General features: G+C 69.6%; 26 protein-coding genes and 1 pseudogene. 18 read left to right on the top strand and 9 right to left on the bottom strand.

What is annotated here, in order from left to right:
- Nucleotides 1–110 precede the first annotated feature (110 nt).
- From ACFYTQ_RS06260 to ACFYTQ_RS06275, 4 genes are all read left to right on the top strand, one after another.
- Nucleotides 111–1,844 carry an NRAMP family divalent metal transporter gene (locus tag ACFYTQ_RS06260; protein WP_387357574.1) on the top strand — a complete coding sequence of 578 codons (1,734 nt, stop codon included), beginning with the start codon at nt 111–113 and terminating at the stop codon, nt 1,842–1,844.
- A gap of 146 nt (nt 1,845–1,990) precedes the next feature.
- Nucleotides 1,991–2,929, top strand: coding sequence for a cytochrome c oxidase assembly protein (locus ACFYTQ_RS06265; RefSeq protein WP_387357575.1), 939 nt, complete (start codon nt 1,991–1,993; stop codon nt 2,927–2,929).
- An 11-nt stretch (nt 2,930–2,940) separates the two neighbouring features.
- Nucleotides 2,941–3,426 (top strand): DUF3558 family protein, encoded by a 486-nt coding sequence (locus tag ACFYTQ_RS06270; protein ID WP_387357576.1) that lies wholly within the window; start codon nt 2,941–2,943, stop codon nt 3,424–3,426.
- 4 nt (nt 3,427–3,430) lie between these two features.
- Nucleotides 3,431–3,946: a DUF3558 family protein gene (locus tag ACFYTQ_RS06275; protein ID WP_387357577.1), complete on the top strand. Its 516-nt coding sequence runs from the start codon at nt 3,431–3,433 to the stop codon at nt 3,944–3,946.
- Nucleotides 3,947–3,980: 34 nt separating this feature from the next.
- Here the strand turns inward: ACFYTQ_RS06275 and ACFYTQ_RS06280 are convergent, their stop codons facing one another.
- Entirely contained in the window at nt 3,981–4,508 is a 528-nt protein-coding gene (locus ACFYTQ_RS06280) for a cupin domain-containing protein (protein ID WP_387357578.1), read from the bottom strand.
- A gap of 258 nt (nt 4,509–4,766) precedes the next feature.
- On the opposite strand from ACFYTQ_RS06280, the gene ACFYTQ_RS06285 reads away from it, so the two are divergent.
- Entirely contained in the window at nt 4,767–5,204 is a 438-nt protein-coding gene (locus ACFYTQ_RS06285; protein WP_387357579.1) for a hypothetical protein, read from the top strand.
- A gap of 29 nt (nt 5,205–5,233) precedes the next feature.
- Here ACFYTQ_RS06285 and ACFYTQ_RS06290 read toward each other — a convergent pair whose 3' ends face one another.
- The 4 genes from ACFYTQ_RS06290 to ACFYTQ_RS06305 all read right to left on the bottom strand — a co-directional run bounded on the left by ACFYTQ_RS06290 (nt 5,234) and on the right by ACFYTQ_RS06305 (nt 9,338).
- Entirely contained in the window at nt 5,234–5,599 is a 366-nt protein-coding gene (locus tag ACFYTQ_RS06290; protein ID WP_387357580.1) for a nuclear transport factor 2 family protein, read from the bottom strand.
- A gap of 102 nt (nt 5,600–5,701) precedes the next feature.
- Nucleotides 5,702–7,384: a nitric oxide reductase activation protein NorD gene (locus tag ACFYTQ_RS06295; protein WP_387357581.1), complete on the bottom strand. Its 1,683-nt coding sequence runs from the start codon at nt 7,382–7,384 to the stop codon at nt 5,702–5,704.
- Nucleotides 7,381–8,166: a CbbQ/NirQ/NorQ/GpvN family protein gene (locus tag ACFYTQ_RS06300; protein ID WP_387357582.1), complete on the bottom strand. Its 786-nt coding sequence runs from the start codon at nt 8,164–8,166 to the stop codon at nt 7,381–7,383. Before ACFYTQ_RS06300 ends, ACFYTQ_RS06295 begins: the two co-directional genes overlap by 4 nt.
- A complete protein-coding gene (locus tag ACFYTQ_RS06305) occupies nt 8,163–9,338 on the bottom strand; it encodes a spirocyclase AveC family protein (protein WP_387357583.1) in 1,176 nt (391 codons plus the stop codon). Before ACFYTQ_RS06305 ends, ACFYTQ_RS06300 begins: the two co-directional genes overlap by 4 nt.
- Nucleotides 9,339–9,454: 116 nt before the next feature.
- Here ACFYTQ_RS06305 and ACFYTQ_RS06310 point away from each other — a divergent pair, with 116 nt between their 5' ends.
- Together ACFYTQ_RS06310 and ACFYTQ_RS06315 are read left to right on the top strand one after the other, a co-directional pair.
- Nucleotides 9,455–10,063, top strand: coding sequence for a TetR/AcrR family transcriptional regulator (locus tag ACFYTQ_RS06310; protein ID WP_387357584.1), 609 nt, complete (start codon nt 9,455–9,457; stop codon nt 10,061–10,063).
- 123 nt (nt 10,064–10,186) lie between these two features.
- On the top strand, nt 10,187–10,396 hold the full coding sequence (locus tag ACFYTQ_RS06315; RefSeq protein WP_387357585.1) for a hypothetical protein: 210 nt from the start codon (nt 10,187–10,189) through the stop codon (nt 10,394–10,396).
- Between the two features lie 3 nt (nt 10,397–10,399).
- On the opposite strand, the gene ACFYTQ_RS06320 is transcribed toward ACFYTQ_RS06315, so the two are convergent.
- Nucleotides 10,400–11,098, bottom strand: a complete 699-nt coding sequence (locus ACFYTQ_RS06320) for a hypothetical protein (RefSeq protein WP_387357586.1) — start codon at nt 11,096–11,098, stop codon at nt 10,400–10,402.
- A 304-nt stretch (nt 11,099–11,402) separates the two neighbouring features.
- On the opposite strand from ACFYTQ_RS06320, the gene ACFYTQ_RS06325 reads away from it, so the two are divergent.
- Nucleotides 11,403–12,653: an MFS transporter gene (locus ACFYTQ_RS06325; RefSeq protein WP_387357587.1), complete on the top strand. Its 1,251-nt coding sequence runs from the start codon at nt 11,403–11,405 to the stop codon at nt 12,651–12,653.
- Nucleotides 12,650–13,426: pseudogene (locus tag ACFYTQ_RS06330) on the top strand (IclR family transcriptional regulator); the annotation flags it as partial. The gene ACFYTQ_RS06325 and the pseudogene ACFYTQ_RS06330, both read left to right, overlap by 4 nt.
- Before the next feature lie 50 nt (nt 13,427–13,476).
- Here ACFYTQ_RS06330 and ACFYTQ_RS06335 read toward each other — a convergent pair.
- Nucleotides 13,477–14,253 (bottom strand): IclR family transcriptional regulator, encoded by a 777-nt coding sequence (locus ACFYTQ_RS06335; protein ID WP_387357588.1) that lies wholly within the window; start codon nt 14,251–14,253, stop codon nt 13,477–13,479.
- 167 nt (nt 14,254–14,420) lie between these two features.
- On the opposite strand from ACFYTQ_RS06335, the gene ACFYTQ_RS06340 reads away from it, so the two are divergent.
- The 3 genes from ACFYTQ_RS06340 to ACFYTQ_RS06350 are packed head-to-tail and all read left to right on the top strand — an operon-like array spanning nt 14,421 to nt 18,077.
- Nucleotides 14,421–15,977 (top strand): FAD-dependent monooxygenase, encoded by a 1,557-nt coding sequence (locus tag ACFYTQ_RS06340; protein ID WP_387357589.1) that lies wholly within the window; start codon nt 14,421–14,423, stop codon nt 15,975–15,977.
- Nucleotides 15,974–16,966 carry a hypothetical protein gene (locus ACFYTQ_RS06345; protein WP_387357590.1) on the top strand — a complete coding sequence of 331 codons (993 nt, stop codon included), beginning with the start codon at nt 15,974–15,976 and terminating at the stop codon, nt 16,964–16,966. The genes ACFYTQ_RS06340 and ACFYTQ_RS06345 overlap by 4 nt, the downstream gene beginning before the upstream one ends.
- Nucleotides 16,967–17,021: 55 nt before the next feature.
- Complete coding sequence (locus tag ACFYTQ_RS06350) at nt 17,022–18,077, top strand: hypothetical protein (RefSeq protein ID WP_387357591.1); 1,056 nt, start codon at nt 17,022–17,024, stop codon at nt 18,075–18,077.
- Between the two features lie 31 nt (nt 18,078–18,108).
- Here the strand turns inward: ACFYTQ_RS06350 and ACFYTQ_RS06355 are convergent, their stop codons facing one another.
- Nucleotides 18,109–18,783, bottom strand: a complete 675-nt coding sequence (locus ACFYTQ_RS06355) for a TetR family transcriptional regulator (protein WP_387357592.1) — start codon at nt 18,781–18,783, stop codon at nt 18,109–18,111.
- Nucleotides 18,784–18,866: 83 nt separating this feature from the next.
- Here ACFYTQ_RS06355 and ACFYTQ_RS06360 point away from each other — a divergent pair, with 83 nt between their 5' ends.
- Entirely contained in the window at nt 18,867–19,349 is a 483-nt protein-coding gene (locus ACFYTQ_RS06360; protein ID WP_387357593.1) for an SRPBCC domain-containing protein, read from the top strand.
- 40 nt (nt 19,350–19,389) lie between these two features.
- On the opposite strand, the gene ACFYTQ_RS06365 is transcribed toward ACFYTQ_RS06360, so the two are convergent.
- Nucleotides 19,390–20,079, bottom strand: a complete 690-nt coding sequence (locus ACFYTQ_RS06365) for a GntR family transcriptional regulator (RefSeq protein ID WP_387357594.1) — start codon at nt 20,077–20,079, stop codon at nt 19,390–19,392.
- A 151-nt stretch (nt 20,080–20,230) separates the two neighbouring features.
- Here ACFYTQ_RS06365 and ACFYTQ_RS06370 point away from each other — a divergent pair, with 151 nt between their 5' ends.
- From ACFYTQ_RS06370 to ACFYTQ_RS06390, 5 genes are all read left to right on the top strand, one after another.
- Nucleotides 20,231–21,811: an AMP-binding protein gene (locus tag ACFYTQ_RS06370; protein WP_387357595.1), complete on the top strand. Its 1,581-nt coding sequence runs from the start codon at nt 20,231–20,233 to the stop codon at nt 21,809–21,811.
- A gap of 26 nt (nt 21,812–21,837) precedes the next feature.
- On the top strand, nt 21,838–23,793 hold the full coding sequence (locus ACFYTQ_RS06375; protein WP_387357596.1) for a flavin-containing monooxygenase: 1,956 nt from the start codon (nt 21,838–21,840) through the stop codon (nt 23,791–23,793).
- Nucleotides 23,790–24,539: an SDR family NAD(P)-dependent oxidoreductase gene (locus tag ACFYTQ_RS06380; RefSeq protein WP_387357597.1), complete on the top strand. Its 750-nt coding sequence runs from the start codon at nt 23,790–23,792 to the stop codon at nt 24,537–24,539. Before ACFYTQ_RS06375 ends, ACFYTQ_RS06380 begins: the two co-directional genes overlap by 4 nt.
- A 64-nt stretch (nt 24,540–24,603) precedes the next feature.
- The gene (locus ACFYTQ_RS06385) at nt 24,604–25,398 is read left to right on the top strand and encodes an SDR family NAD(P)-dependent oxidoreductase (protein ID WP_387357598.1); all 795 of its coding nucleotides are present in this window, start codon (nt 24,604–24,606) and stop codon (nt 25,396–25,398) included.
- On the top strand, nt 25,388–25,933 hold the full coding sequence (locus tag ACFYTQ_RS06390; RefSeq protein ID WP_387357599.1) for a nuclear transport factor 2 family protein: 546 nt from the start codon (nt 25,388–25,390) through the stop codon (nt 25,931–25,933). The genes ACFYTQ_RS06385 and ACFYTQ_RS06390 overlap by 11 nt, the downstream gene beginning before the upstream one ends.

Below are 25,933 nucleotides of genomic sequence, written 5' to 3' on the forward strand. Positions count from 1 at the left end.
TCCTCGGGGTGCCTCGTCGTGCCCGGAATGCCTTGCAGCGGCTGATCTCTCGCCCACCCGTACCTCGAATCGCTGTGCAGCGAGGCGAATGAAGAAGGGAGAGAACGGCGATGGCCTTCTTCCCCGGCGGCGCGATCCGCCGCGACACCACCACCGTCCCCGCACCCACGGCCCCGACGGGCGCCGTCATGGATTCCGCGCACGTCGGCGATATCGTCGGCGCGCTCGGCTCGATCGGCCGACACGACACCGTCGAGGGCCGGACCCGCTGGCAGCGGTTCAGGATGCTGCTCGCCGTGATCGGTCCGGGCCTGATCGTCATGGTCGGCGACAACGATGCCGGGGGCGTCGCCACCTATGCCCAGGCCGGGCAGAACTACGGCATGGCACTGATCTGGACGCTCGCACTGTTGATCCCGGTGCTCTACGTCAACCAGGAAATGGTCGTGCGGCTCGGCGCGGTCGCCGGGGTCGGGCACGCCCGGCTGATTTTCGACCGGTTCGGGAAGTTCTGGGGCGCGTTCAGCGTGGGCGACCTGTTCATCGTGAACGCGCTGACCATCGTCACCGAGTTCATCGGCGTCTCGATGGCGCTCGGCTATTTCGGTCTGCCCAAGGCGATTTCGGTGCCGTTGGCGGCGGTGCTGCTGTTCGCCGTGGTGGCGGGCGGCTCGTTCCGGCGCTGGGAGCGGTTGCTGTTCGGGCTCATCGCGATCAATGTCGTCATATTCCCGCTGGCGTTCCTGGTGCGTCCGCGGGCGGCGACGATCGGACACGGTCTGATCCCGTCGTTCCCGGGTGGGCTGAACTCGACGCTGCTGTTGTTGATCGTCGCCATCGTGGGCACCACCGTCGCTCCCTGGCAGCTGTTCTTCCAGCAGTCCAACATCGTCGACAAGCGCATCACCCCACGCTGGATCCGCTTCGAACGCATCGATCTGTGGGTGGGCATCGTCGTGGTCATGGCCGGAGCCATCGCGATCATGGCCGTGGCGGCGTCCGCGCCGATCGGGAGTTTCACCGACGCCGGCGCGGTCGCGCGGGGTCTGCGGGACACCATGGGGGAGGGCGCCGGAGCCCTGTTCGCCATCCTGCTGCTCGACGCCTCGCTGATCGGTGCGAACGCGGTCGGGCTGGCCACCACCTACGCTCTCGGCGACACTCTCGGCAAGCGGCACTCGCTGCATTGGAAGATCAGCGAGGCGCCCGCCTTCTACGCCGGTTACGCGACGCTGCTGGCGCTGGCGGCGGCGGTGTCGTTCAGCCCCGACCACGTGCTGGGACTGCTGACCCAGGGTGTGCAAGCGCTCGCGGGTGTGCTGCTGCCCTCGGCCACGGTGTTCCTCGTGCTGCTCTGCAACGACAAGGCCGTGCTCGGGCCGTGGGTGAACACGGTCAGGCAGAACATCATGGCCGGTGTCATCGTGTGGTCGCTGGTGCTGCTGTCGTTGGCCCTGACCGCCGCCACCTTCTTCCCCGATCCGACCACGACGCAGGTGGAGATCGGCTTCGGTGTCGGGGTCGGCGTCGGGCTGCTGGGCGGTGCGGTGATCGCTCTCGCCAAGCAGCGCGCCGACCGCCACGCGGCCCGGACGACCGCCGCCGAACTCGGCGGCCTGGACCCCGACCAGGTCGAGGAGCTCGACGCGACCCGGCTGTCACGGGCCGAGCGCAAGGCCATCCGCGACCGGGATCGCGACACCTGGCGCACCCCGGCCCTCGACACGCTCGAGCGCCCGGTGTTCTCGCCGTTGCGCACAGCGGGGATGGTCGCCCTGCGCGGCTATCTGCTCATCGCCGTGGTCCTGGTGGGTGTGCGGATCGTCCGATCCCTCACCGGCTGACCATGATTCGCGCCGAGGCCGTCCTCGGTGTCCGGTGCGGCGAGCCCGGACGCGATCGTCGACGCGGAGCGGTACCTCATGCGGGCGGTCGATCGCCGCGTCGCGGGATCCGTCGATCGCGTTCGGGCGGGTGGATACTGGCTGGCGTGGCTTGGGTTTCTGTTCCGTTGACCGTCGGCTCGGTGGTGACCTCGTGGCGGTGGGATCTGTCGACGCTCGTGGTGACCGTTGCGCTGGGTGGTGGGTATGGGGTGGCGCGAGTGCGGGGCCGGGCCGGGGTGCCGGGGTGGCGGGTGGGTGTGTTCTCGGTGGTGGGGTTGGGGGTGTGGGTGATGGCCGGGATCGGGGTCGTGGGGGTGTATTCGGGGACCTTGTTCTGGGTGCGGGCCTTGCAGGTGGTGTTGCTGTTGTATGTGGTGCCGTTCGGGCTGGCCGCGGGGCGGCCGGTGACGGTGCTGCGCGCGGCGCTGGGGCCGGACGGGCGGGCGCGGCTGGACGGGATCGTGAACTCCGCGCCGGCGCGGGCGGCGACCTATCCCCTCGTATCGTCGGTGGCGATCCTGGCCGCGCCGTGGCTGCTGTTCCTCACCCCGTGGTACGAACTGGTGCTGCGGAACGGGCTCGTCGACGCGGCGACTCGAATCATCTTGGTGGCCATCGGGTTCGGATACTTCTACTCCCGGTTGCAGATCGACCCGGTGCCGCGGCGTTATTCGCAGGGTGTGTCGTTGCTGATCACCATCGTCGAATCGCTCGCCGACGGCATCCTGGGTCTGGTGTTGTGGTTCGGGCCCCTGTGCGCGGCGGACTATTACCTCCAGATCGGCCGCGACTGGGGACCGGACCCGCGGCTGGATCAGATCATCGGCGCCGGGGTCCTCTGGATCCTCGGTGACGTGCTGGGCTTGCCGTATCTGCTCACCCTGATGCGGTCCTGGGCCGCCGACGAACGCCGCGCGGCCCGCGACTCGGACGCCGAACTCGACGCGCCGGTCGGCAGTGATCCGCCCGGCGAGCAGCCGCTGCGGCAGGACGGATTGTGGTGGGAGAACGACCCCCAACTGCGGGCGCGGTTCCGCCGATGAGCCCGCACCGGATGAATTCGATTGCGCTGCTGGGCATTTCGGCTCTCGCGCTGGCCGCCTGCGGCACCTCGAATCCCCACGCCACCGCGCATCCCACCCCGGCACCACCGCCGCCGTCGATCCGGCTGGCCGAATGCGCGGGAATGACCGCCGCGGACGTGGGCGCGGCGGCCGGGCTCGGCGCGGTCACCGCCGTCGCGAGCAACCCCCTGACGTGCCGGTGGGAACACGACCCCGCGGACGCGGTGACATTCAAATGGTTGCGCGGCAGCCCCATCGACGCCTACCGCACCGACCCCGGCCAGAGCCCCCGCGCACCCCTCGATGTGCGCGGGCACCGCGGCTATCGCTGGCGACAGGCACACTCGTGCGAAGTCGCCGCGGAACTCGGCGCGGGCGAATTCCTCACCTGGACAATCGAATCCGACCCCGACGTGACGACCGACCCGTGCGCGGGCGCGACGGCACTGGCGGCGGCGACCTTGGACAAGAGCTGACGAGATGACTCGGAAAACCTTCCTCACTCAGGCCGCCGCGGTGATCGTCGCGCTCACCTGCGTCGCGTGCGGCTCCGGCGGCCAGACCGCGGCACCGCCCGCTCCGCCCGCCAACGGACTCGACGGCTGCGGACCACTCCCGCCCGATCGGATCGCCGCCGCGGCCGGAATACGCCAGGCCCGGCAGCTGACCGCGCCGACCGTCTGCGCCTGGACGGGGGAGTCGACCCTCGCGGACGGCGGCGCCGTCGACATCACCTACGGCTGGCTACGGAACAACTCGCTGCTGCTCGACCGCGACACCGCCGCCGCGCTCGGCTACCGCACCGAGAACACCGTCACCGCGAGTTTCGGCGGCTTCTACTGGCACGACCCGCGCGACCCCGGCGCGTGCGGTGTCTCGGCGGCCGACTCCGGAACGGTGACCTGGTGGATACGCCACCGCGATCACTCGCCCCGGCCCGATCCCTGCGCGGCGGCATGGCAATTGACCGCCGACACCGTCAAACTCGACGGCTGACCGATCTCGGCGAGATGCGGTCGGTAAGGGCCGCTCAGTCCTTGGCGGGCAACATGACCGCGACCATCGTCACGGGCTTGTCGGTGCGGTTGCTCCAGGCGTGCTTGATCCCGCGGTTGATCACCGTGTCACCGGCGCGCAGCAGGGTTTCGCCGGACTCGTAGAGCGCGTAGATCTCGCCGTCGAGGATGGTGGCGATATCGATCGTCTCGGTCGCGTGCAGCCCGACGATGCCCCCGCCCTCGGCATTGGCGTCCTCGCCGTGCAGGTTGCCGATCGATTCCGCGTAGATCGCCGGATCGATCTCGCTGTCCGGCGGGAAGGTCGCCAGCCGGACCACCAGGCCGCTAGCCGGTGGGTCGAGTTCGACCTGCGGCTTCAGGGTGTCGTCGTCCTGATACCGGGCGGGCAGGGAGTCCACGCGCCAGACGTCGTTGACCGTGAACGCGGGCAACGCCACCCGGGTAGCGGTGTGCTCGTCCGCGACGATCGTCGATTTCCCGTCGGCGTCCAGTCCGGCGATCACTCGCCGCGCGGTCTTGTTCAGATGTTCGCCACTCATGACAGTTCCTTCCCCGCGAATGCGGCTCTGTGTGTCCGGTCACAATATACTATATAGAATATGCGACCGGCTTCGCGCTCGACCGGACCCCGGTCGGGGCGACGAACCCGAACGCCGCGTAGCCGCGGCAATGGGGGCGAACGAGATCGCAAGTGGCAGAACCCGACACGACGACGTGGGGCAGGATCGGGCGAAGGACGACCACGGACGCCGGGCCGGGCGATAGCGTGTAGGGCCTGAACATGGAGAGGACACCCCATGCACGCTCGTACCTGTGGTTCCATCGTCGCAACCGCCATCCTCGGTGGCGCGCTGCTGGTGCAGGCCGCGTCGGCCTCCGCCGAGTCGCACACCGAGATGCCGACGCTGTCCGCGCAGTTCGACGGCGGCCTGTGCGCGACGACCCTCAATGCCAAGATCAATATCTTCGATGACAGCGACCAGGTCGCCCTCGGCTATCAGACCGCTGACATCGCGGGCACCGGCAGCGCCGGATGTGGATCGTCGCTGGTCGCGGTCGTCAACTGGCGCAATGTGGACAGTGGTGGGGTCGGCAGTGTGTCCCGGCGCATGTTCCACAACGAGACCAACTCGATATCCTTCGCCCCCGGCCCGGGCCGGATCGCGACCGAGCTGACCACCCTCGGCGCCCATGTCCCCGACGCGTCCCGTGCCGAGGTGGTCATGCACGGCTGATCGCTGTCCGGGCCCGTGGTCATGTCCTCCTAGAAGGTGGCGGTCTCGAAGACCACCTCGTTGTTCTTGATGTGGTAGGTCTCGGTTCCGCTCCGGCCGTTCCCGAGATCGAAGGCGAGATAGACGTATTCGCCGATCGCCTCCTTGCGGGTGAAGGTCGGGGTGGCGGCGGTGTCGAAGGCGTCGGGGTTGTCGAGCAGACTCTTCAGGAAGGTCTTCATCGCGTTCTTGCCGATGAGGGGTTCGGGGGACAGCGTCGTGATGATGACGGTGTCCTCGGAATAGTCGGCGGCGATCGTGTCGACGTCGCCCGTGGCCATTGCCGCGATGTGCCGATCCACCACTGCCATCGACGCTTCGGCGATCTTGTCCATGAGTTCTCCTCTGTCCGTCACGGCTGAATCCGCGGCCGCGATGTCATGGAGTCTGCTGGGTTCCATCGGCGACGGATGTCCAGGAATCGGACACGGCCACCCGTCGGGTACCGGTTCGACGGCTCAGTGGAGAACTGGTCTGGGTGCGCTGAGTTCTCGTAGCGCGCCGAGGAACAGTTCGTCCATTCGGGGGCTCAGCTCGGCGAGGGTGGCCGCACCCGCGTAGCCGACCGGTCCGAAGACGCGTTCGAGCGCTTCGGTGTCGGGGCCGCCGCCGAGGGACAGGCACAGGCATCCGACACCGTCGCCGCGGAGTTCTTCGAGGGCCTTGCGGGCATCGGCTTCGGCGTATCGGCCTTCGTAGCCATCGTCGTAGGGGAACCCGTCCGACAGCACGAGCAGGAGCCGATTCGGTGTGCCCGCTTGGGTTTTGAGGATTTCTCCCGCGCCGCGGATGCCCGCGCCGAGACGCGTGTACCCGAAGGATTGGAGCTGATTGAGCCGGGCTCGCCCGACGGCGCCGAACCGCTGCCCGAACGTCTTGATCGCCGGGAGGTGCACCGCGTGACGGCCCTCGGAGCGGAAGGCGTAGACCGCGACCCGATCGCCGAGTTCTTCGAGGGTGACCGCGAGCGTGGCGGCGGCCCGGCGCTGGTGGTCGTGGACGGCGAGCCCGTCGGGGTCGGTGTCGGTGGCCGATCCGGAGGCGTCGAGCAGGATGAGGACACCGAGATCGCGGGCCGCTCTGCGGTGCTCCCGATAGACATGTTCGGGCGGCGAGTACCCCGAGCGCAGGTCGACGAACAGGTCGATGAGCGCCTCGAGATCGAGGTCCTCGCCGTCGGGACGGCCCCGAAAAGCCTTGGGCCCCAGCCCGACCCGGGCCAGGCGTCGGACCAGGACGTCGTCGGCCGCCACACCGGCGGCGGCGATGTCCGCGTCGGCGGTGAACGGAAAGTCGATCACCCGGCACCACCGCGGGCGGTATCGGCCTTGGTGGACATCCCATTCCGGATACAGGGCCCCGCCCACACCGACCGCGGCGCCCGGCTTGCCGTCGTCGGTGAACTGGATCCGGGTGGGCAGCGGCCGTGCCTGCGCTCCGATCACGCGCGCGCGGCGCACCGCCCGCACCGGCGCCTCGGCACCGGCGGGCCCGTCCCCGGCGGACCGTGTACTGCCGAACTGCTTGCGGAAGAAGTCCATCAGGATGCGTGAACCGAACAGCGGATTCTCGAACAGTTTCGCGATCTTGCTCTCCCCTGGCTGTTCTGCGTCGCCGTCGTCGGCTTCGGGCACGTCGAGGGGATCGAATTCCAGGCGCAACTCCCGGTCGGTGGGCCGGGTGCCCGCTCCGTCGGCCGATGCCACCAGCCGGGACGGTTTGATGACGCCGAACCAGTCCGGTGGATCGGCGACCGGGTTCCGGCCCCGAGCCACATCGAGCGAGTCGTCCGCAGTCGCGGTGCTCGGCTCATCGGCGCCCAGTTCGGCGACAAGGGGCACCAGCCGGGCGAGTTCGCCGAGCACCCTCCGCCCTTCGAGGGACAGGTAGCGGCGCGCGACCGCGGGCCGGGCCCGCAACGCCTCAACCCGGTGCGGCGCAAGGCTTCCCGCGCCGAGCAGCGCGACCTGCACCAGCATTTCGCGGCGCTGCTCGGCGACGGACCCCGCCGTGACGAAGACGGCCTGCCCGTTGGTGTGCGCTGCCTGCCCGGCCGGTGCCGGGGCGACCTCGACGGCCCGACCGGCGAGGAAGGTGGCGAGCAGCCGGAACCGGTCGAGGCCGTGCGCGTCGGCCGTCATGATCGCGGCAGGACGGCGTCGACGAGTTCGCCGAGCGCGCGCACGACCTCGTGATCGTCCGACAGCGCCCGCACGATCGCGGCCCGCGCCGCGCCGCGCAGACTCAGCCCTTCGGCGACCAGACCGGCGGCGAGGATCAGCATCCGGGTGGACGCCACCTCCCGCAGCGGTGACCCGTCCAGGGTGCGAACGGCGTTACCCAGCGTCACCAGCGCCCGCGCGGTGTCCTCGTCGACCCCGGCTTCGTAGGCGATCACCTCGGTCTCGATCTCGGCGGGCGGGAATCCGAGTTCGATGGCGACGAACCGCTGCCGGGTCGACTCCTTGAGGTTCTTCAGCACGCTCTGATAGCCCGGGTTGTAGGAGATCACGAGCTGGAATCCCGGCGCCGCGCGCAGCGTCGTGCCGAGTCGATCGACCGGGAGCTCGCGGCGGTGATCGGCCAGCGGATGGATGACCACCGTGGTGTCCTGACGCGCTTCCACCACCTCGTCCAGATAGAAGATCGCGCCCGCCCGCACGGCGCGGGTCAGGGGACCGTCCACCCACACCGTCTCCCCGCCCTTCAGCAGGAACCGTCCCACCAGGTCCGCCGACGTCATATCCTCGTGCCCCGCGACAGTGATCAGCTCGCGGCCGAGTTCGGCGGCCATGGCCTCCACGAACCGTGTCTTCCCGCATCCGGTGGGACCTTTCAGCAAGACCGGCAGGCCGCGCCCCGCCGCGGCGCGGAAGACCTCCACCTCGTCGCCGACCGCTTTGTAGAACGGGGGCGCCGTCATCGGTTTCCCCGTTCGAACGGAACGATTTTCGGCAGCTCTTTCCCCTCGGGCAGCACGAGGTGTCCGTCGGGATCGATGTAGCCGGTGCCCTTGCCGGGTATCGGAAGCACCGGGTCCGGACACAGCCGCCCGGTCCCTTCGCCGCAGATGCCCATATCGAAGTACGACCGCTTCTGGATGTCCTCGGGCCAGGACTCCGCGTGCATGCCCAGCCACTGCGCGGGAATGTTGTAGAACACGAAGAAGAACACGCTGCACGCCGCGAAGATCGCCAGGAAACGCATGGTCTGTCGCTTCACGAATCCGCCCTGGATCCGTTCGAGCCCGCGTTCGACGAATGTCCGGCCCCGGTCGTCGGTGAAGTAGCGCAGCGCGCACAGGCCCGCCTGCACACCGCCCCACATCAACCCCTCGTACAGCGGCCACTGGTAGTAGGTGCCCGCGTTGATCGAGAGGGATTTGATGGCGCCGGGATAGGTGAACAGCCCCATCGGCATGAGGAACAGGCCCTCGATGACGAAGTCGAAGACGAACGTCCACGCGATGAGCACGCCGATCAACCCGTAGTTGTTGATCCTCGGCCGGAATGCCTTGGCGCGGCGCATGATCCAGCAACCCAGGATCGTGCACAGCAGTACTCCGTAGGAGTAGCCGGGCGCGTTCATCAGGATCGGTTCGGCCATCATGTGACCCGGCTCCGCGTACGACCGCCAGCCCGGGATGTACGGCACCCACGAGCCCATGTTCCACATCCACGTGTTGTACGTGCTCCACGTGTTGAAGTAGTTCAGCAGCGGATCCTGGAACCAGAGCAGCCCGCACGCCACCAGCAGCATCCCGTCGAGCGTGATGCGGCGCTCCCGCCGCCACGGCCGGACGATGAAGTAGTAGAGGCCGACCGGCAGGCCGACGATGATCACCACCGTCCACGTGATGAGCACCGCCTTCATCAACGTCGGCGGATCGCTGGGCCCCGGCGGCACCCGCTCGAAATGCGGGCCCGTCACCCACCGGATCCACACGTACAGCTGAAAGGCCAGGATCAGGCCCCCGATCACCGCCCAGACCCGCACCGGGTTCGACTTCGACGGGGGCCGGGCGCCCAGCGCGGCCACCCGGGCGGCGGGTTCGGCGACAACGGGCACGGTCTTGCTGTCCGACGGTCCACTCATGACACCGTCTCCTTCACGATCGTCGCGACGCAGCGCTCGCTGCCGACCCAGCCAATATACCCATGGGTATCTGGGTGACCAATGGTTTTCTTGGATTCCTTCGGTATGCTCGGGTCATGGTTGAGCGGTGGACGGTGGAGCGGCGCCTCGAACACACCCGATCGCTGCTGTTGGACGCCGCGGAGGCGGTGTTCGCCGAAAAAGGTTTCATGGCAGCGACTCTCGATGACATCGCCCGCACGGCGGGCTACACCAAAGGCGCGATCTACAAGCACTTCTCCGCCAAGGAAGACCTCTTCCTGGCCGTGAACGACCGCTACTGGCGCCGCTACTTCGACACCTTCTCCGAGGTGATCGCCGCGGCCACCGAGGTCGGCGCGCACGAACTCGACGAGATCGCCCGGCGCTGGCGGCAACTCGGCGATGAGCGGGGCGCCGGGCAGGCCGCACTCGGCCACGAGTTCACCCTGTACCTGCTGCGCAACCCCGACGCACGAGATCGAGTCGCGGCCAAGCGATCCGAGGTCGCCCGCGCGCTCGCCACCTTCGTCACCGAGGGCCTCGACCGCATCGGCGCCACGTTGTCGATCCCGGCCCTGACCTTCGCGCACGTCCTGATCGCCACCACCGACGCCGTCGAACTCGGCAGCCAGCTCGACGATCTCGACCTCTACCGGCCGATCCTCGAAATGTACGTCTCCGCAATCAAACTGCCGGACCGGTGAGCTAGGGCCGACCTGGCCGAACGGCAGCTGGTGCGGACTCCGTACCGCGATATACTGTGCCCCAACGGATCTCACGCGTTCGGCCGGGAGCCGGAGTTCGGGGAGGCGGTTGCGGTGAAGCGGGTGTTTTCCTTACTGGTCTTCGTCTGGTTGCTGGTGGGGTTGCTCTCCGCGGGGCAGCGCGGATATCTCACCTCGGTATCGGCCAGCTGCGGGGGATATTGGACGATTGTGTTGACCGTGGCGGCCGGTCCGGTGAACTACCTCGGTGTCCGTCCCTCGGTGTCCGGCTGCCACTTTCCCGATCCGACCCCGCCGTCGACGGGACGGTAGGGGTTACTTCTGCGGGGCGGGCGGGGGCTCGTTGATCGTGGTGAAGTACTGGATCGCGGCCATGATCGCGACGGGTGCGGTGATGAGGAGCTGACCCGCGAGGGTGCCGAGGGCGCCGACCGCGATGATGCCGCCCAGGCAGCCGACGGCGGCCGCGGGGATGAACGCCCCGAACAGGCCGACGATGGCCGCGGCGGCGACCGTGGCGCCCGCGATACCGCCCAGCACGCATCCGACCGCGGCGCCGCCGATGCCGCCCACCAGCGAGCCGATCGTCGCACCGGTGGTGATGGTCTGGAACATCCGGTTCCAGGCCGCCTGCTCACGGTCGTAGGGGGTCTTCCACGGGGCCGAGTCCTCGAAGGGGAGCGCGACGGGTTGATAGCTCGCGTGGGCGAGATCGAACTGCGGCGTGAGAGTGGCCGTGCGCCCGTGGATGTCGGCGGCGATCGGGAAGACGAAATCGTCGACGCGGAAGGACAATTGGGTTCCCGCCAGGACGGTGCCGTCCGGCGCCGCGATGGTGAACACTCCGTTGTCGGCGGACATCGTTCCGGCGTCGGTGGTGACGGCCATGGCCGTGGGAGTGGTCTGCGCCTTGTAGTGGACCGGATCGGCCGACGCCGGATCCGCCGCCGCGGTACCCGCGGCTATTCCCACGATCGCCGCGACCGTGGCGGTGGTGCCGACGAATTTCCTCATCGTGATACTCCTTTGTACCGATCGGCCGACCCGGCTTCGCGCGCAAGGGATTTCGTCACGCGCCCGGCGGGCCGGTGTTCGATCCGAAGCCGGTTGTGCTGGATCACAGGGATGCTAGGAAGTCGCCGCCCCCGGCGGAACCGACGGTCCTGAACCGTAGGACGGGCCGGGCGCGCCGACGAGACGCCGATCACAGCACTTGTGCCACTGAGTGGAACGCCGCGCGAGCCGCGCCACCCCCGCCGCCCACAGTGACACGTGTCAGTTCTCGCGCAGTTCGCGCGGCCTCTCGAAGGAGTTCCCCTTGGCCTCGACGACGACGCCACCGTCCCCCGGAAAACGACACCTCGCCGTTCTGGCGCTGGGGTCGGTGATCCTTTCCGTGGACGGGTACGACCTGTTCACCGTCGGCACGATCGGGCCCAGCTTGCTGCACGATCGCTCGTGGGGGGCCACGCCGTCGACCCTCGGCACGCTGGGCAGCGTCACCGCGCTCGGTATGCCGTTCGGTTCCATCCTCGCCGGCTGGGCCGCCGATCGGTGGGGGCGGCGGCTGCCCCTGACGATCGTGATGGTGTGGATCTCGGCCGCCATGCTCGCCGCCGCGCTGGCGCCCGACCTGACGGCGCTGGGCCTGGCCCGATTCTGTACCGGCATCGGGATCGGCGCGCTGGCCCCGCTGGTCGGGGCGGCGGTCAGCGACGGGGCGCCGCCGCGGCGGCGGACCCTGCATCTGGCCATCGCGATGGGGTCCATCGGAATCGGCGGTACCGTATCCGCGCTGCTGGGGCGAATCCTGTTGTCGCACGTGCATTTCCAGACGCTGTTCCTGATCGGCGCGCTGGCCGTCGTGCTGGCCCCGGTGATCTGGTGGGTCTTCCCCGCCGGGCAACCGCACCGCGACGACGAGCCGCGGCGGGTGCCCGCCCGCGAGTTGTTCACCGCGGACCGGCGCGGTCCGACGCTCCTGTTCTGGGTCGCGACCTTCGCCAGCATGGCCCTGGTGTACAGCACCACCGCCTGGCTGCCGACGGTGCTGGTCCGCAACGGATACAGCCTCAACTCCTCGCTGGAGTTCACGATCGTGTTCACCATCGGCGCGAGCGCGGGCGGGCTGCTCATGGCCGTGCCGTCCGATCGCGGGCACCTGAAGGGGGCGACGGTGTTCACCTTCGGCCTGGCCGCGGCCGCGCTGCTCGCGCTGAGCAGCAAGCAACCGCACCCGGTGCTGCTGGTGGTCTCCGCGATGGCCGGGCTCGGCTCGCTGGGCTGTCAGAACATGATCATCTCGTACATGGCCCGCTACTATCCCCCTCGATTGCGCGGCACCGCACTGGGATTGGGGCTGGGGGTCGGGCGGCTCGGCTCGATCGTGGGACCGACGTATCTGTCGATCGCGACCTCGCTGAACGACTCCCCGCGGGCGGGTTTCGTCGCCTTCGTGGTGCCCGCGCTGCTGGGCGTCATCGTGGTGAGCTTCCTGCCCGCCACCCGCGGTCGGCCCGAACAATCCGCTCCCCCCGCCGTGGCCCCGATCGCCGTGGAACCGTTGTGACAGCGGCGATTTCGCGGACGAGCGCGGCCGCCGTCGCGCGCCCGGCGTTCGCGCCCGGCGGCTACCGCGGCCGCAACACCACCGCCGACCGCGCCCTGGACCTGTTGTCGCTGTTCACCGTCGACAAGCCGGTCTGGACGGCGAACGAGATCGCCGCCGCGCTCGGCGTGGCCCGTTCCACCGGATACCGGTACCTGCAAAGTCTGGTCGGCTCGGGCTTCGTCCAGGAGACCGACGGCGGATTTCGGTTGGGCCACAAGATCTTCGAGCTGTACCGGGCCGCGCGTGCCGTCCCGGACCTGTCGGAGGTGGCCCTTCCGGTGATGCGGGCGCTGGCCGCGCGGTTCGAGGAGACGGTGGTGCTCACGCGGCGGTCGGGGCCGTGGGTGGTGTGCGTGGACGCCGTCGAGTGGCGGCGACGGCCCCCCGTGTCCTACCGCGTCGGCGAGGTGCTGCCGATCAACGCCGGGGCGGCGGCGCAGGCGCTGCTGGCCTGGGCGGACCCCGACGAGCAGGCGGCGATCCTGCGGCGGGGGACCCTGCCGTCGTTCACCGCGCGCACCGTCACCGATCCCGCCGAACTGCGTAAACGCTTGGGCCGCATCCGCTCTCGCGGCGTCGCGGTGACCCACGGCGAACTCGACGAGCACATCGTCGGCGTGGCCGCGCCGATCCGCGACCGCGGCGGTGCCGTGCGCGCGGTGATCAGCCTCGCCGCCGCGGCCGGGCCGCGGACACCCGCCGAATCGGCGCGCCTCGAGACCGCGGTGCGCGAGGCGGCGGCGGTCGTCGCGGCGCGGCTCGACGCCGACGCGCGGCGAGGTCAGTCCGCCCAGCCCTTGCCCGCGTTCGCCGATGCCAGCTGGCGCGACACCGCGCGCGAGATCGCGATCACCGCCGGGCGCAACGCGGCCGGTTCCACCCGGCCGGTGGGCGCGACGGCCGACAGCGCCGCGACCACGACCGAGCGGGCGCCGAAGACCGGCGCGGCGACCGACGTCATCGGTTCGGGATAGGGGCGGCTCATGACCGCGATGCCGTCCTTGCGGACCCGCGCCAGGGTCCGGCGGAGATCCTCGGAAGAGAGGGTGTCGTGTTCGGGTTCCAGCGTCAGCTCTCCCCGCAGGATCGCCTCCTGCACCGCCGCGGGCGCGTTGGCGAGCAACGCCAGCCCGACGCCCGTGGCGTGCAACGGCATTCGTCCGCCCACCCGGAACATCACCCGGCCCGCGTCGTGAGCCGACAGCCGATCGATCAGCACCGCCTCGTATCCGTCGCGGACCGCCAGCAGCACATGCTGTCCGGTGGCCAGATGCAGATCCTCGAGGTACGGCAGGGCGATGCGGCGCAGCCGCTGACTGCGCGGGGCCATCGCGCCGATCTCGTAGAGCCGCAGTCCGATCACGTACTGCCCGTCGGGCGTGCGTTCCAGCGCGCCCAGCTCCACGAGCCGGGTCGCCAGGCGCAGCGCCGTGGACTTGGGCAGTCCGCTGCGCGCGCTCAGCGACGTCAGGGTGAGCCGTTCCTCGACGGCGGTGAACGCCTCCAGGATTCGGAACGCGCGATCCAGCACCGGCTCCCCGCCGTTCTCACCCGCCACGGCCGTACCTCCGCCTGTGCCACTGAATGGAATCCACCGGGCGCGGTGCGATTCCCTTCCCCGACGATAGCGACACGGCCGGACCGCGTCCTCCGCGCCCCGGACGCGCACCGCGTCCGGCTCGGCGATCCCTCGATATCTCACTCGCACAAGGAGTTTCGACGCTCGTGACCACACATGTCCCCGTCCTCGTCGCCGGTGGCGGCCCGGTCGGGCTCGCGACCGCCCTGGAGCTCGCCCATCACGGGGTGCGCAGCCTCGTCGTGGAACCCCGCACGCAGGTGTCGTGGCTGCGCCCGCGCGCCAAGACCACCTCCGCCCGGACGATGGAGTTGTTCCGCCGCTGGGGGATCGCCGACGCGGTGCGCGCCGAGGCCCCGTTACCCGTGTCCTGGTCGGATCGGGTGGTGTTCACCACCGGCCTGCTGGGCCGCGAGATCACTTGGTTCGACCGGTGTTTCGGGCTCGACCTCGGCGGCGACGACCGCGCGGCCGAGGCGGGGCAGCAGATTCCGCAGCCCGCGCTCGAACAGGTACTCCGGGCGGAGGTGACATCGAATCCGCTGACCACCCTGCTGACGGGCTGGACCGTGGCCGCCGTCACGGAGGACACGCACGGGGTGGCGGCGACGCTCACCGGCCCCGACGCCGCCGAACGCCGGGTGCGGGCCGACTATCTCGTCGGCGCGGACGGCGCGGCGAGCACCGTCCGGGCGGCGATCGGCGCGCGGTACGTCGGCAGCGCGGACGAACGACCCAACTACAACATCGTCTTCCGCGCTCCCGGTCTGGCCGAACGGGTTCCGCACGGCCCTGCGGTCCACTACTGGGTGCTCGGCGCGACGCAGCCGGGCATGCTCGGGCGGCTGGATCTGACCGACACCTGGTGGGCCATCGCGCAGGGCTTGTCCGCCGAGCGCGGCGACGCCGACCCGCTGCGCGTCGTGCGGAACCTGGTGGGCGCGGACATCGACGCCGAGATCCTGGCCACCGATCCGTGGACGGCCAAGATGCTGCTCGCCGACAGCTACGGCACCGACCGCGTCTTCCTCGCCGGGGACGCCGCGCACCTGAATCCGCCGTGGGGCGGCCACGGCTTCAACACCGGTATCGGCGACGCGGTCAACCTGGGCTGGAAACTCGCCGCCGTCGTGCACGGCTGGGCGCCGTCGACCCTGCTGAAAAGCTATGCCGCCGAACGCGAACCGATCGCGCGGCGCACCATCGCCGAGGCCGTCCGCAACATGGCCGTGCTGGGGCCCGAACTCGCCGATCCCCGACTGCACGGCAGCACGGCCGAATTCGAGTCGGCCCGGCCGCTCGTGGCGCGGGCGGTCCAGGAGGCCAAGGACAGCGAGTTCCACAGTCTGGACCTGGTGCTGGACTACACCTATCGCGGCTCCCCGGTGCTCTGCGACAGCGGCGGACCCCGGCTGCCGCACCGATGGCTGGGGCCCGGGGATTCGCTCTACGACCATCTGGGCCCGGAGTTCACCCTCCTCGGCGACACCCGCCATCCCCTGGTGCCGGAGTTCGCCGATGCCGCTGCCGCCCAGGGCATTCCGCTCACGGTGCTGCACCAGCCGGTAGCGGGACTCACCCTGGTGCGGCCCGACCAGCACGTGGCCTGGACATCGGCGGACGGCGCGGACGCGGCCGCGGTGCTGCGCCGCGCCGTCGGCCACGCGGACCCGATCGCCCCCTACGACGAGGAACCGAGATGACGAACGTCGACGAGCACCTGGAAGCCTTCCCGTTCGACCGCCCACCCGTGGTGCTGCCCCGGCAGGAGGAACTGCTGCTGAGCGATCCGCTCCCGGCGGCCCGGAAACGGTATCGGGATCAACCGCCGCTCGAGGTGGTGCATTTCGACGCCGAATACGTCGAACGGGACTTCGCGCCGCCGCGCGGGGTGTACGAGAGCGACTTCCTGCGCGTGGAGTGGCAGACCATGAACGGTCGCCAGCCCTTCTACCACCGCAACTGTGATGTCGACGAGCTGTCCTACGAGGTCACCGGCGAGCGAACCGTGCTCACCGAATGCGGCAGTGTCACAATGCGTCCCGGGGACTTCACCCGGATCCCGGTGGGCCGCGCGCACGACAACTACGGTCTGCGCGATATCCACGTCCTGTTCTACATCCCCGCGCCGGTGATCGAAACGGCTGTCGCGCACCGGGTTTCGGAATTCCTGATGCCGCCGTTCGACGGGTGGGAACCCGCCACGGTCAACGAGATGATCACCGAATGCCTCGGCGGCGCGGGACACGACATCGTCATGGCCCCGGCCGACGAGCTGACCCTGCTCGAACAGGCCACCCGCGACACGGAGCGGATGGCCGTGCTGCGCCCGCCCCCGCACGCGCCCGGCACGACGTGGCTGTACTCGTCCTCGGACGTGCTGCTCGGGCGCACCTTCGCCGAGCGGTCCGCGGGCCGTGTCTATCGCCGGATCCGCAATGCCGAGGAGATCCACTATCAGCTCGCGGGCACCAGGACGCTGGTCACCCAGCGCGGCGTGGTCGAGCTCGAGCCCGGCGACTTCGTCCGGATTCCGGTCGGGATCGCGTTCACCAGCATTCACGGCGAACCCAGCGCGCATCTCACCCTGGTGTCCGCCCGCCCGGTACCGCAGGTGGCGCCGGGCACCCGACAGGCCGAGCGGCCGGTCCTCGCCCGGCTCGCGGCGCTGCGCGCGGCGGTACGGGACTGAGCGCGAAATCCGCGCGCGCCGAGACCGATTCGCCCCGCGGCCATAGAATCGAGGGATGATCCGCCTCGGCGCGCACCGTTGTGCGGACCCGATGACCCGGCGCACGGCGTTCACCTTCCTCGTTCCGCACGGGTGGCGGGCGTCGTCGGAGGTGCGGTGGAACGGGCAGTCGCTGCTGAATCCCGTGACGCCCACCGCGACCGCGCAGGCTCCCGACGGCAGCGCGTGGCTGGCGTTGTTCCCCAATGGCGCGTTCAGCTGGGTCGACGGCGGGCGGCGGGCCGAGGGATCGCTGGATTTCGGTGTGCCGATCCTGCGGCCCCGGCCCGCGGCGGAGATGGTGGCGACGGTGTTGTTTCCCTCGGTGCGGCCGGGCGTCGCGGATCTGCGGGTGGTGCGGGTGGAGGCCGAACCCGCGCCGCCGTGGCCGTCGCACCGTCAGCGGACGGTCGCGCCGGGCGACGACAGTGTGCGGGTGACCCTCGAATACACCATGGGCGGCAGGGCCTTTCGCGAGATCGTCGCCCTCGTGTCGCGGGTCGACGCGCCCACGCCGCTGCCGACGATGTGGGGTGTCGAGCACCTGCGCTACTGGTTCACCTTCCCGGCCCTGTCGGTCGGTGCGGCGCTGGACCGGTGGGACGAGCACGCGCCGACCCTGGACGCCCTGCGCCGCACATTCCGTGTCGAGCCGGACTGGATCACCGCGCTGGAGACCGTGTTTCGGCAGCTGGCGGGCAATGCCCTGGATCAGCAGCAGGCGTGGTTCGCCGCACAGCAGGCCGCGCACCGGGCGCAGGTGGCGTGGGGCGATCAGCTCGTGCAGCAGGGCCGGGAGCTCTCGGCCGCCGCCGACGCCGCTGTCGTGGGTGGCTGGGAGCAGCGCGAGCGGACCTACGACCGCGTCTACGACGACCAGTATCTGGCCACGATGGGCGTCGCGCGCTACGACGACCCCGCCCAGCCCGTGCCCGTCGAGTTGCCCTACGGCTACGACAGCGTGTGGAGTGACGGTCAGGGCGACTATGTGCTGTCGGAGGATCCGTCCTACGACCCCAACGTCGGCGCGGGGCCCGGACCGACATGGCAGCGGCTGCGCAAGGCCGACTGATCGGCGGGGGATTCGTCTCGGGTCCGGGTGTTCACCGCGACTCGTCGGGTGGCGGATTCCATGGCCCGAGTCCGGTCCGGAGGAGCCGGGCGGCGCGGTGGACGTCGGCGATCACCGCATCGGAAAGCCGTTGTGGGGGACAGTCTTCGAGCAGATGGCGGTGCAGGCTGTCGCCTTGGACGCGCCACAGGCCGAGCAACGCGTGGGCGGCCAGGCGGGGTTCGGGGTCGGTCGGGGACAGGCCGACCCGGGCGGCGAGGGCGGTCGCGGCCGCGTCGGCGAAACGGTCCATCATGCCGCTCTGGTAGGCGCGCAGGGCCGGGGTGCCGCGCAGGAGTTCGCCGAAGCGCCGTAGTCGCGCGGCGGCCTCGCTGCCGCCGGTCGCGAATGTGGCTGTGAGACCGCGGGTTTCCTGTTCGAGGATGCGGACACAGGTGGCCACCGGGTCGTGATCGGGGTCGGCGAGGCCGTCGCGAATGGCGTCCACGGCGGTCTCCAACCGGTCCAGGACCAATGCCTCCTTGCTCGGGAAGTAGTTGAACACCGTCTTCTCCGAGACACCGCACGCGGCGGCCACCTCGCACACCTTCACCGCATCGAATCCGCGCTCGAGGAACAGTCGGGTCGCGGTGTCGGACAGTCGTTCCCGCGTCAGCCGCTTCTTGCGCTCGCGGACGCCCTCCTCGCGGGCAGTGGGACCTGGCATGGCGCCAAGATTAGTACAGTCACTGAAAGTTTGGTGTTAGGATTTTTACAGTCAGTGAACCTTTTCCGTTCCGAGGAGCTCGAATGAGCGACATCCACATCGTCCGCGACTACCCCTACTCCCCGATCCAGGTGTGGCACGCGGTCACCGATCCGGACCTCGTTCCGTTGTGGACCAGCACCGGCCGAGGCGGCCGCCCGGTCGGCTTCCGACCCGAGCCCGGAACCCGCTTCCGGTTCGTCGGAAAGCCGACCCCGGGCTGGAACGGCGTGGTCGACTGCGAGGTCCTCGAGATCGACCCACCCCGACTGTTCCGCTACACCTGGACCAGCGGCGAGGGCGGCCAACTCACCACGGTCACCTACCGAATCGAACCGCACGAAAACGGCACCCGCTTCACCTACGAACACACCGGCTACACCGGCGTGGGCGGTTTCCTGCTGTCCACGCTGCTGGGCCGGGTCCGCCGCCGGATGCTCTCGGTCGGCCTGCCCGCGGTACTGGGCGACCTCGACGCGGAGGGGCGTCTGCGGCCGGGGAGCACCCTGCGGCCGAAGGCGGTGTGAGGGACGGGCTGATGATCCACGCTCGGAAACCGGGCCGAGGTCAGCTAGGGCTCTCGTCCCAGAAACCCTGGGCCTCCAGTGCGCGGATGGAGGCTTCGGCGCCCGCCATGAAATGGTGTTCCATCGCTCGGCGGGCCGCGGCGGGGGAGCGGGATCGCAAGGCGGCCAACAACTCTCGGTGTTCGGTGTCGGCGTCGGCGGCCAGTCGGGCGTGGGATTCGTAGAGGCCCAGGGGGAGGGGGGTGCCGAGCATGCGCAGGACGGTGGTCATGCGGGGGGACTGGGCGGCGTGGTTGATCAGGCTGTGGAAGCGGAAGGCCGCCTGGTCGCGTTGCCGCTCGGTGGTGGCGTGTTCCATGGCGTCGGCGAGGGTCTCGAGTTCGGCCAGGGCCGACTCGGAGAGGGTTTCGGCCGCGCGTTCGGCCGCGCGGCCGGAGATGACCGCCAGCATCCAGTAGTGGTCTTCGACATCGCGTTTGGACAGCGGGACGACGAACGCGCCGCGCCGGGGGATCAGTTCGACGATGCCCTCCCCGACGAGGGCGGACAGGGCCTCGCGGACGGGGATCTTGCTCATGCCGAGTTCCGCGCCGAGGGCGTCGGGATCGATCCTGGCTCCCGCCTTCAGTTCGCGGGCGAAGATCCGGCGCCGAATCTCGTCCATGGCAACCTGTTTCAGGCTGGCGGGAAGCGTCACGGTCCGCGGCGGGGCGGTGTCGTCGTCTGCCATGGACCGGGGTACCTCCAGGCGGTGGTTCGGTGGGACCGCGAGGCTCCCGCGCGGTCGGGGGATCCAGTATATCGACTACGGTATCCCGACTTCTCGCCGTGCATAGGATTCTGTATACTAAATATGATTCCACTCACGAAGGGAAGTCAGCGTGGACACCATCGATCGCTCCGAGGCGGGCCCGACCGTCGCGTCGGTGCTCCGGCGTGGATACCTCGACTATGCGGATCTTCCCGCGGTCGTGGAGACGTCGGGGGAGACGGTGACCTATCGCGAACTGGGCTCGCGGGCGCGTCGGCTGGTGTCCGGTCTCCGGGCGCTCGGTGCGGGGAAGGGCGATCGGGTCGTCGTGCTGACCGGGAATCGGTCGGAATGCTTCACCATCGATCACGCGCTGGCGATCGGCGGCTTCGTGCGGGTGGCCCTGAGTTATCGCCTGCATCCCGTCGAGGTGGCCGAGATCGTCCGCGACGCGGGCGCCCGCGTCGTCATCGTGGACGGCGAGCGGGCAGCGGATGTGGCCACCGCGCTGGACCCCTTCGACGGTGTCGTCGTGACTCTCGACGACCCGCCGGTTCCCGGCGGCGTGCCGTTCGGTTCGCTGTTCGCGGGCGACGAGGCGGACGATGTCGAGATCCGGCCCGACGATCTGGCCTGGATGCCCTACACCTCCGGAACCAGCGGCAGGCCGAAGGGCGTCGTCCACACCCATCGCAGCCTGCTCGCGATCCTGCGCAACATCCTGGTGGAGGTGCCGGGGGCGAGCAGTTCGGATGTGCTCGTGCACGTCGCGCCGCTGACCCATCTCAGCGGCTACGCCATGATGGCCTACTTCCTGCGCGGCGCACGGCATCTGGCGTTGGGGCGATTCGATCCCGCCGAGTACATCGATGTCGTCACCGCGCACCGGGCCACGGTGCTGCCGCTGGTTCCCACCATGATCAATATGCTGCTGCCCGCGCTGGAGAGCGTGGCGCACGACTTCTCCCGTGTGCACACCGTGCTCTACGGCGGGTCGCCGATCGCGCCGGATCGCCTGGCGCGCGCGATCCGAGCGTTCGGCCCGGTGTTCGTGCAGTCCTACGGGTTGACCGAAATGCCGTACAACACTTGGCTTTCCCAGCCGGATCATCTGTTCGATCCCGAGGGCGGGGTGCCCGAGCGGCTGGCGTCGGCGGGCCGGGTGAGCCCGTTCGTGGAGATTCGGCTCATGGCCGCCGAGGACGAACCGGCCGCGCCCGGCGAACCGGGGGAGATCCAGGTGCGCGGCGACGCCGCCATGGCGGGCTACTGGAATCTGCCCGAGGAGACGGCCGCGACGATCCTCGACGGCGGCTGGATCGCGACCGGTGACATCGGGCGGATGTCGAACGGCTTCCTGCACGTGGTCGATCGCAAGAAGGACATGATCGTCTCGGGCGGTTTCAACGTCTACCCGACCGAGGTCGAGAACGCGATCTACACGCTGCCCGGGGTGTCCGAGGTCGCGGTGGTCGGCATCCCGGACGAGCGGTGGGGCGAGACCGTGCACGCGGTGATCGCGGTGCGCGACGGCTACGAGGTCACCGCCGAACAGGTCGACGCCGCCTGCCTGGCCGCCATCGCCGCCTACAAGCGCCCCCGCTCGGTGGAGTTCGTCGCCGAACTGCCGAAGACCGGGACCGGCAAGATCCTCAGACGCGAACTGCGGCAACGGTTCTGGACTGGGCGGGATCGATCGGTCAACGGCTAGAACCGATTTCGAGGAGAAGAGTTCCCATGACGCGCGATTCCAGCGCACTCGGCCGCGAGGCGTACGACGCGCTCGTTCGTGACGCGGTGCGCGAGGCCAATGTCCCGACCCTGCTCATGGTGTTGGTGCACCTGACCGGCGACCGCCGCTGGCTGGCCGATCCGTACCGGCCCACCCGCGGCCGCGGTCTGGACGAGAACGATTCCGGCGGCCTGCCCGAAGCCGTGCAGGACGAGATCCGCTCGGCCGCCGCCGCGGCCATCTCCCGGTGGCACGCCGGACAGCCCGTGGCGCTGCCCGAACCGGACGAGCGGTTGCTGACCGACATGTTGTCGGTCTCGATCGGCGAGCCGGTGCCGCCGGAGTACGGGCCGATGATCGCCGACGATCTGCACGCCGCCCTCGGCGCGACGACCCGGGCGCGCGACGTCCCCGCCGCCCCGCCCGGATTCTCCGCCATCGTGATCGGCGCCGGGATCTCCGGAATGCTTGCGGCGCACCGGCTTCGGGAGATCGGCGTCGACTGCACCGTGCTCGAGCGCGGCCCGCGCGTCGGCGGGACCTGGTGGCACAACCGGTATCCCGGCTGCGGCGTCGACGTGCCGAGTCATCTGTACTCGTTCTCGACGGTCGATTTCGATTGGCCGCACTACTACGCCAGCCGCGACGAGATCCACGCGTATCTCGAGCGGGTCACCACCGATTGGGACATCCGGGACGCCATCAGGTTCTCCACCGAGGTGACCGCGGCGCGCTGGGACGAGGGCGAGCGGCTCTGGACGGTGGAGACCGTGGCCGCCGACGGCACCCGGGCGGAGTTGCGGGCGAACATCGTCATCAGCGGCGTGGGCGCGTTCGGCCGACCCAAACTTCCCGACATTCCGGGCCTGGATCGGTTCGCGGGGCAGTGGTGCCATACCGCGCGGTGGCCGGAGGGTCTGGATCTGGCGGGTAAGCGGGTCGGTGTGATCGGCAACGGCGCGAGCGCGATGCAGGTCGTGCCCGCCATCGCCGAAACCGCCCGGGCGTTGACGGTGTTCCAGCGTTCCGCGCACTGGGTCGCGCCGTTCGAGAAGTTCCGCGCGGCGGTGCCGGAGTCGGTGCGGTTCCTGTTGCGGGAGGTGCCGCTGTATCGGTCGTGGTATCGGCAACGGTTGGCGTGGGTGCTCAACGACACCCTCTACGAGTCCTTCCAGAAGGATCCGGACTGGCCGCATCCCGAGCGGTCGATCAACGCGATCAACGACGGGCATCGCCGGTTCTTCACCCGCTACCTCGAATCCCAGCTCGCGGGGCGGCCGGACCTGATCGAGCGGGTCACCCCGACCTACCCGCCGTTCGGCAAGCGCATCCTGCTCGACAACGGCTGGTACCGGACGTTGCGCCGCGACAATGTCGAACTGGTCACCGACTCGATCACCGAGATCACCGCCGACGGGATCCGGGTGGGGTCCGGCCGGGTCGTCGACCTCGATGTGATCGTCTTCGCCACCGGTTTCGACGTGGTGAACTTCCTGTCGTCGTTCGAGCTGACCGGGCGGTCGGGGCGCACGCTGCGAGAGGTGTGGGGCGCCGACGACGCCCGCGCCTATCTCGGCACCACGGTGCCGGACTTCCCGAATCTGTTCGCGCTCTACGGCCCCAACACCCAGGCCGGGCACGGGGGCAGCCTGATCTTCTATCTGGAATGCCAAATGCGGTACATCACAAGCCTTTTGGCGAAGATGTTCGCCGCGGGCGCGACGGTGGCCGAATGCCGACCCGAGGTCAACGACGCCTACAACGACGCGGTCGACGCCGCCCACGAACGGATGATCTGGAGTCATCCGGGTTTCTCCACCTACTACCGCAACTCCCGCGGTCGGGTGGTGGTCGCCAATCCGTGGCGGGTCGTCGATTGGTGGCGGCTGACCAAGGAGGCCGACCTGTCCGATTACCGGCTCGGCAGCGCTGTCGAGGAACCCGCGGAGGCGGCACTGTGACGAACCGTTTCGACGAGACCATCGCCCTGGTGAACGCGGCGGCGGGCGCCGGGATCGGCGCCGCGGTCGCCCGTCGGCTGCTCGCCGAGGGCGCCACGGTGGTGATCACCGACCGTAATCCGAAGCGGCTGAACGGTTTTCACGCGCGGCTACGGGAGGAGTATCCCGCCGAGCGGGTCTCGGCCAGCGTGGTCGACGCCGCCGACGAAGACCAGGTGAACGAGCTGTTCACGCGCGTGGGCGAGACCTACGGCCGACTCGATGTGCTGATCAACAGCGTGGGGCTGAACCAGCTCTCGCCGTTCCCGCAGACCACGCGCGAGAGCTGGGACACCGTGCTGCACACCTCGCTGACCTCGCACTTCCTGCACGCCCGCGCCGCCTGGCCGCTGCTTCGGCGCTCGGGCGCGCCCGCGATCGTCAATGTCTCCTCGCTCGCGTCGGAGTCGCCCGCGCCGTTCGGCGAGGTGGCCTACGCGTCGGCCAAGGCGGGTGTGCTCGGCCTGACACGGGCCCTCGCCGTCGAGGGCGCGGCGTGCGGGATTCGCGCGAATGCCGTTGTGCCGGGATTGATCTGGAACGAACGGCTCACCGCGGGCGTGGCCCCGGAGTACGTCGACGCCTACCGCTCCAAGCGGTCGTTCGATCGGGACGGCGAGCCGGACGAGGTGGCGGATGTGATCTTGTTCCTCGCCTCCGCGGCGAGCCGGAACGTCACCGGGCAGGCGATCAAGGTCGGCGCTTGACCTGACGGTATTTCGTATACTATCTATAGTGCTCTAGATCACATGCGGTGAAAGGCGGGCAGGCGTGGCTGATTTCGACGGAGAGGTCGCCCTCGTGACGGGGGCGGCGGGTGCCATCGGCGGCGCGATCTGCCGGGCCTTGCGTGCCTCCGGAGCCGTGGTGGCGCTGACCGATATCGACGCGCGGGCCCTGGAGCGCACGGCCGCCGAACTCGGCGGCGAGGTCGAGATCTTCCCGGCGGATCTCACCGACGACGCGCAGACCGAGGCGCTCCCGGCGCGCGTGCGAAAACGGTTCGGCCGGTTGGACATTCTGGTGAACAACGCGGGCGCGCGGCAGATCGCGCCGATGCTCGACATCGAGCCCGCGGTCTGGCGGCACACGCTGGAGGTGGATCTCGTCGCGCCGTTCGTCCTGTCCCGGGCGGCGATTCCCGGCATGATCGAGCAGGGCCGGGGGAAGATCGTCAATATCGCGTCGATGGCCGGGCTCGCGGCCTTTCGCGATCGGGCGGCCTACAGCGCGGCGAAGGCCGGGCTGATCATGCTCACCAAGGTGACCGCGGTGGAATGCGGCGGGCGCGGAATCTGGTGCAACGCCGTCGCGCCCGGCGTGGTGGAGACGCCGATGACCTCGTCCTTCTTCGAATCGGACGAGATGACGGCCTCGATCCGGGCGAACACTCCCATGGGCCGCTGGTGTCGCCCCGACGAAATCGCCTCGCCCGTGGTGTTTCTCAGCAGCGCGGCGTCCGACTTCGTCAATGGAACCGTCGTACCCGTCGACGGCGGCTGGACCGCCGGGTACGTCGGAGCGGAACTGTCGCCACGACCGATCGGAGCGGACAATGGTCGATGAGAGCAGACTGGCGGAACTGTCGGCCAAGCAGGCCGTCGCGGATCTCCTGCTGACGTACTGTCGTGGAATCGACAGGTGCGACGCCGAATTGGTGAAGCAGGCGTTCTGGCCGGACGCCTACGACAATCACGGGGCCGACGCGGGACCGGCATGGGAATTCGCCGACCGGATCGTCGCCTCGAAGCTGGCGGGGACGGAGTGGACGACGCACGCGGTCACCAACCACCTCGTCGAGGTCGACGGCGATGTGGCGTTCTCCGAGGCGATCGTGCTGACCTTCCAAAAGCAAACTGGCAGTGAGGAGATCAACGTCTTCTGCGGCCGATACGTCGATCGGGTCGAATGTCGCGACGGCAGCTGGCGGATCGCCTACCGGCAGATGATCCACGACTGGAGCGGTTCGACGGTGCTCGCGCCGTGGGCACTGTCGAGCGTGGCCAGCGGGGCCTTCGAACAGGGGGCGCGCGGCGCCGACGATTTCGTCACCGGTTCCGGTCGGCGACGATTGCTGAACGACGAACTGCCGAGGATCTGA

Origin of the sequence: Nocardia sp. NPDC004068, from assembly GCF_042874315.1 — a bacterium.
In the GTDB taxonomy this organism is placed as follows: domain Bacteria; phylum Actinomycetota; class Actinomycetes; order Mycobacteriales; family Mycobacteriaceae; genus Nocardia.

Coding starts and splice junctions, on each gene's coding strand:
- ACFYTQ_RS06260 (WP_387357574.1), top strand. CDS start 111: ATGGCCTTCTTCCCCGGCGGCGCGATCCGCCGCGACACCACCACCGTC.
- ACFYTQ_RS06270 (WP_387357576.1), top strand. CDS start 2,941: ATGAATTCGATTGCGCTGCTGGGCATTTCGGCTCTCGCGCTGGCCGCC.
- ACFYTQ_RS06275 (WP_387357577.1), top strand. CDS start 3,431: ATGACTCGGAAAACCTTCCTCACTCAGGCCGCCGCGGTGATCGTCGCG.
- ACFYTQ_RS06280 (WP_387357578.1), bottom strand. CDS start 4,508: ATGAGTGGCGAACATCTGAACAAGACCGCGCGGCGAGTGATCGCCGGA.
- ACFYTQ_RS06285 (WP_387357579.1), top strand. CDS start 4,767: ATGCACGCTCGTACCTGTGGTTCCATCGTCGCAACCGCCATCCTCGGT.
- ACFYTQ_RS06295 (WP_387357581.1), bottom strand. CDS start 7,384: ATGACGGCCGACGCGCACGGCCTCGACCGGTTCCGGCTGCTCGCCACC.
- ACFYTQ_RS06300 (WP_387357582.1), bottom strand. CDS start 8,166: ATGACGGCGCCCCCGTTCTACAAAGCGGTCGGCGACGAGGTGGAGGTC.
- ACFYTQ_RS06305 (WP_387357583.1), bottom strand. CDS start 9,338: ATGAGTGGACCGTCGGACAGCAAGACCGTGCCCGTTGTCGCCGAACCC.
- ACFYTQ_RS06310 (WP_387357584.1), top strand. CDS start 9,455: ATGGTTGAGCGGTGGACGGTGGAGCGGCGCCTCGAACACACCCGATCG.
- ACFYTQ_RS06320 (WP_387357586.1), bottom strand. CDS start 11,098: ATGAGGAAATTCGTCGGCACCACCGCCACGGTCGCGGCGATCGTGGGA.
- ACFYTQ_RS06345 (WP_387357590.1), top strand. CDS start 15,974: ATGACGAACGTCGACGAGCACCTGGAAGCCTTCCCGTTCGACCGCCCA.
- ACFYTQ_RS06350 (WP_387357591.1), top strand. CDS start 17,022: ATGATCCGCCTCGGCGCGCACCGTTGTGCGGACCCGATGACCCGGCGC.
- ACFYTQ_RS06355 (WP_387357592.1), bottom strand. CDS start 18,783: ATGCCAGGTCCCACTGCCCGCGAGGAGGGCGTCCGCGAGCGCAAGAAG.
- ACFYTQ_RS06360 (WP_387357593.1), top strand. CDS start 18,867: ATGAGCGACATCCACATCGTCCGCGACTACCCCTACTCCCCGATCCAG.
- ACFYTQ_RS06365 (WP_387357594.1), bottom strand. CDS start 20,079: ATGGCAGACGACGACACCGCCCCGCCGCGGACCGTGACGCTTCCCGCC.
- ACFYTQ_RS06375 (WP_387357596.1), top strand. CDS start 21,838: ATGACGCGCGATTCCAGCGCACTCGGCCGCGAGGCGTACGACGCGCTC.
- ACFYTQ_RS06390 (WP_387357599.1), top strand. CDS start 25,388: ATGGTCGATGAGAGCAGACTGGCGGAACTGTCGGCCAAGCAGGCCGTC.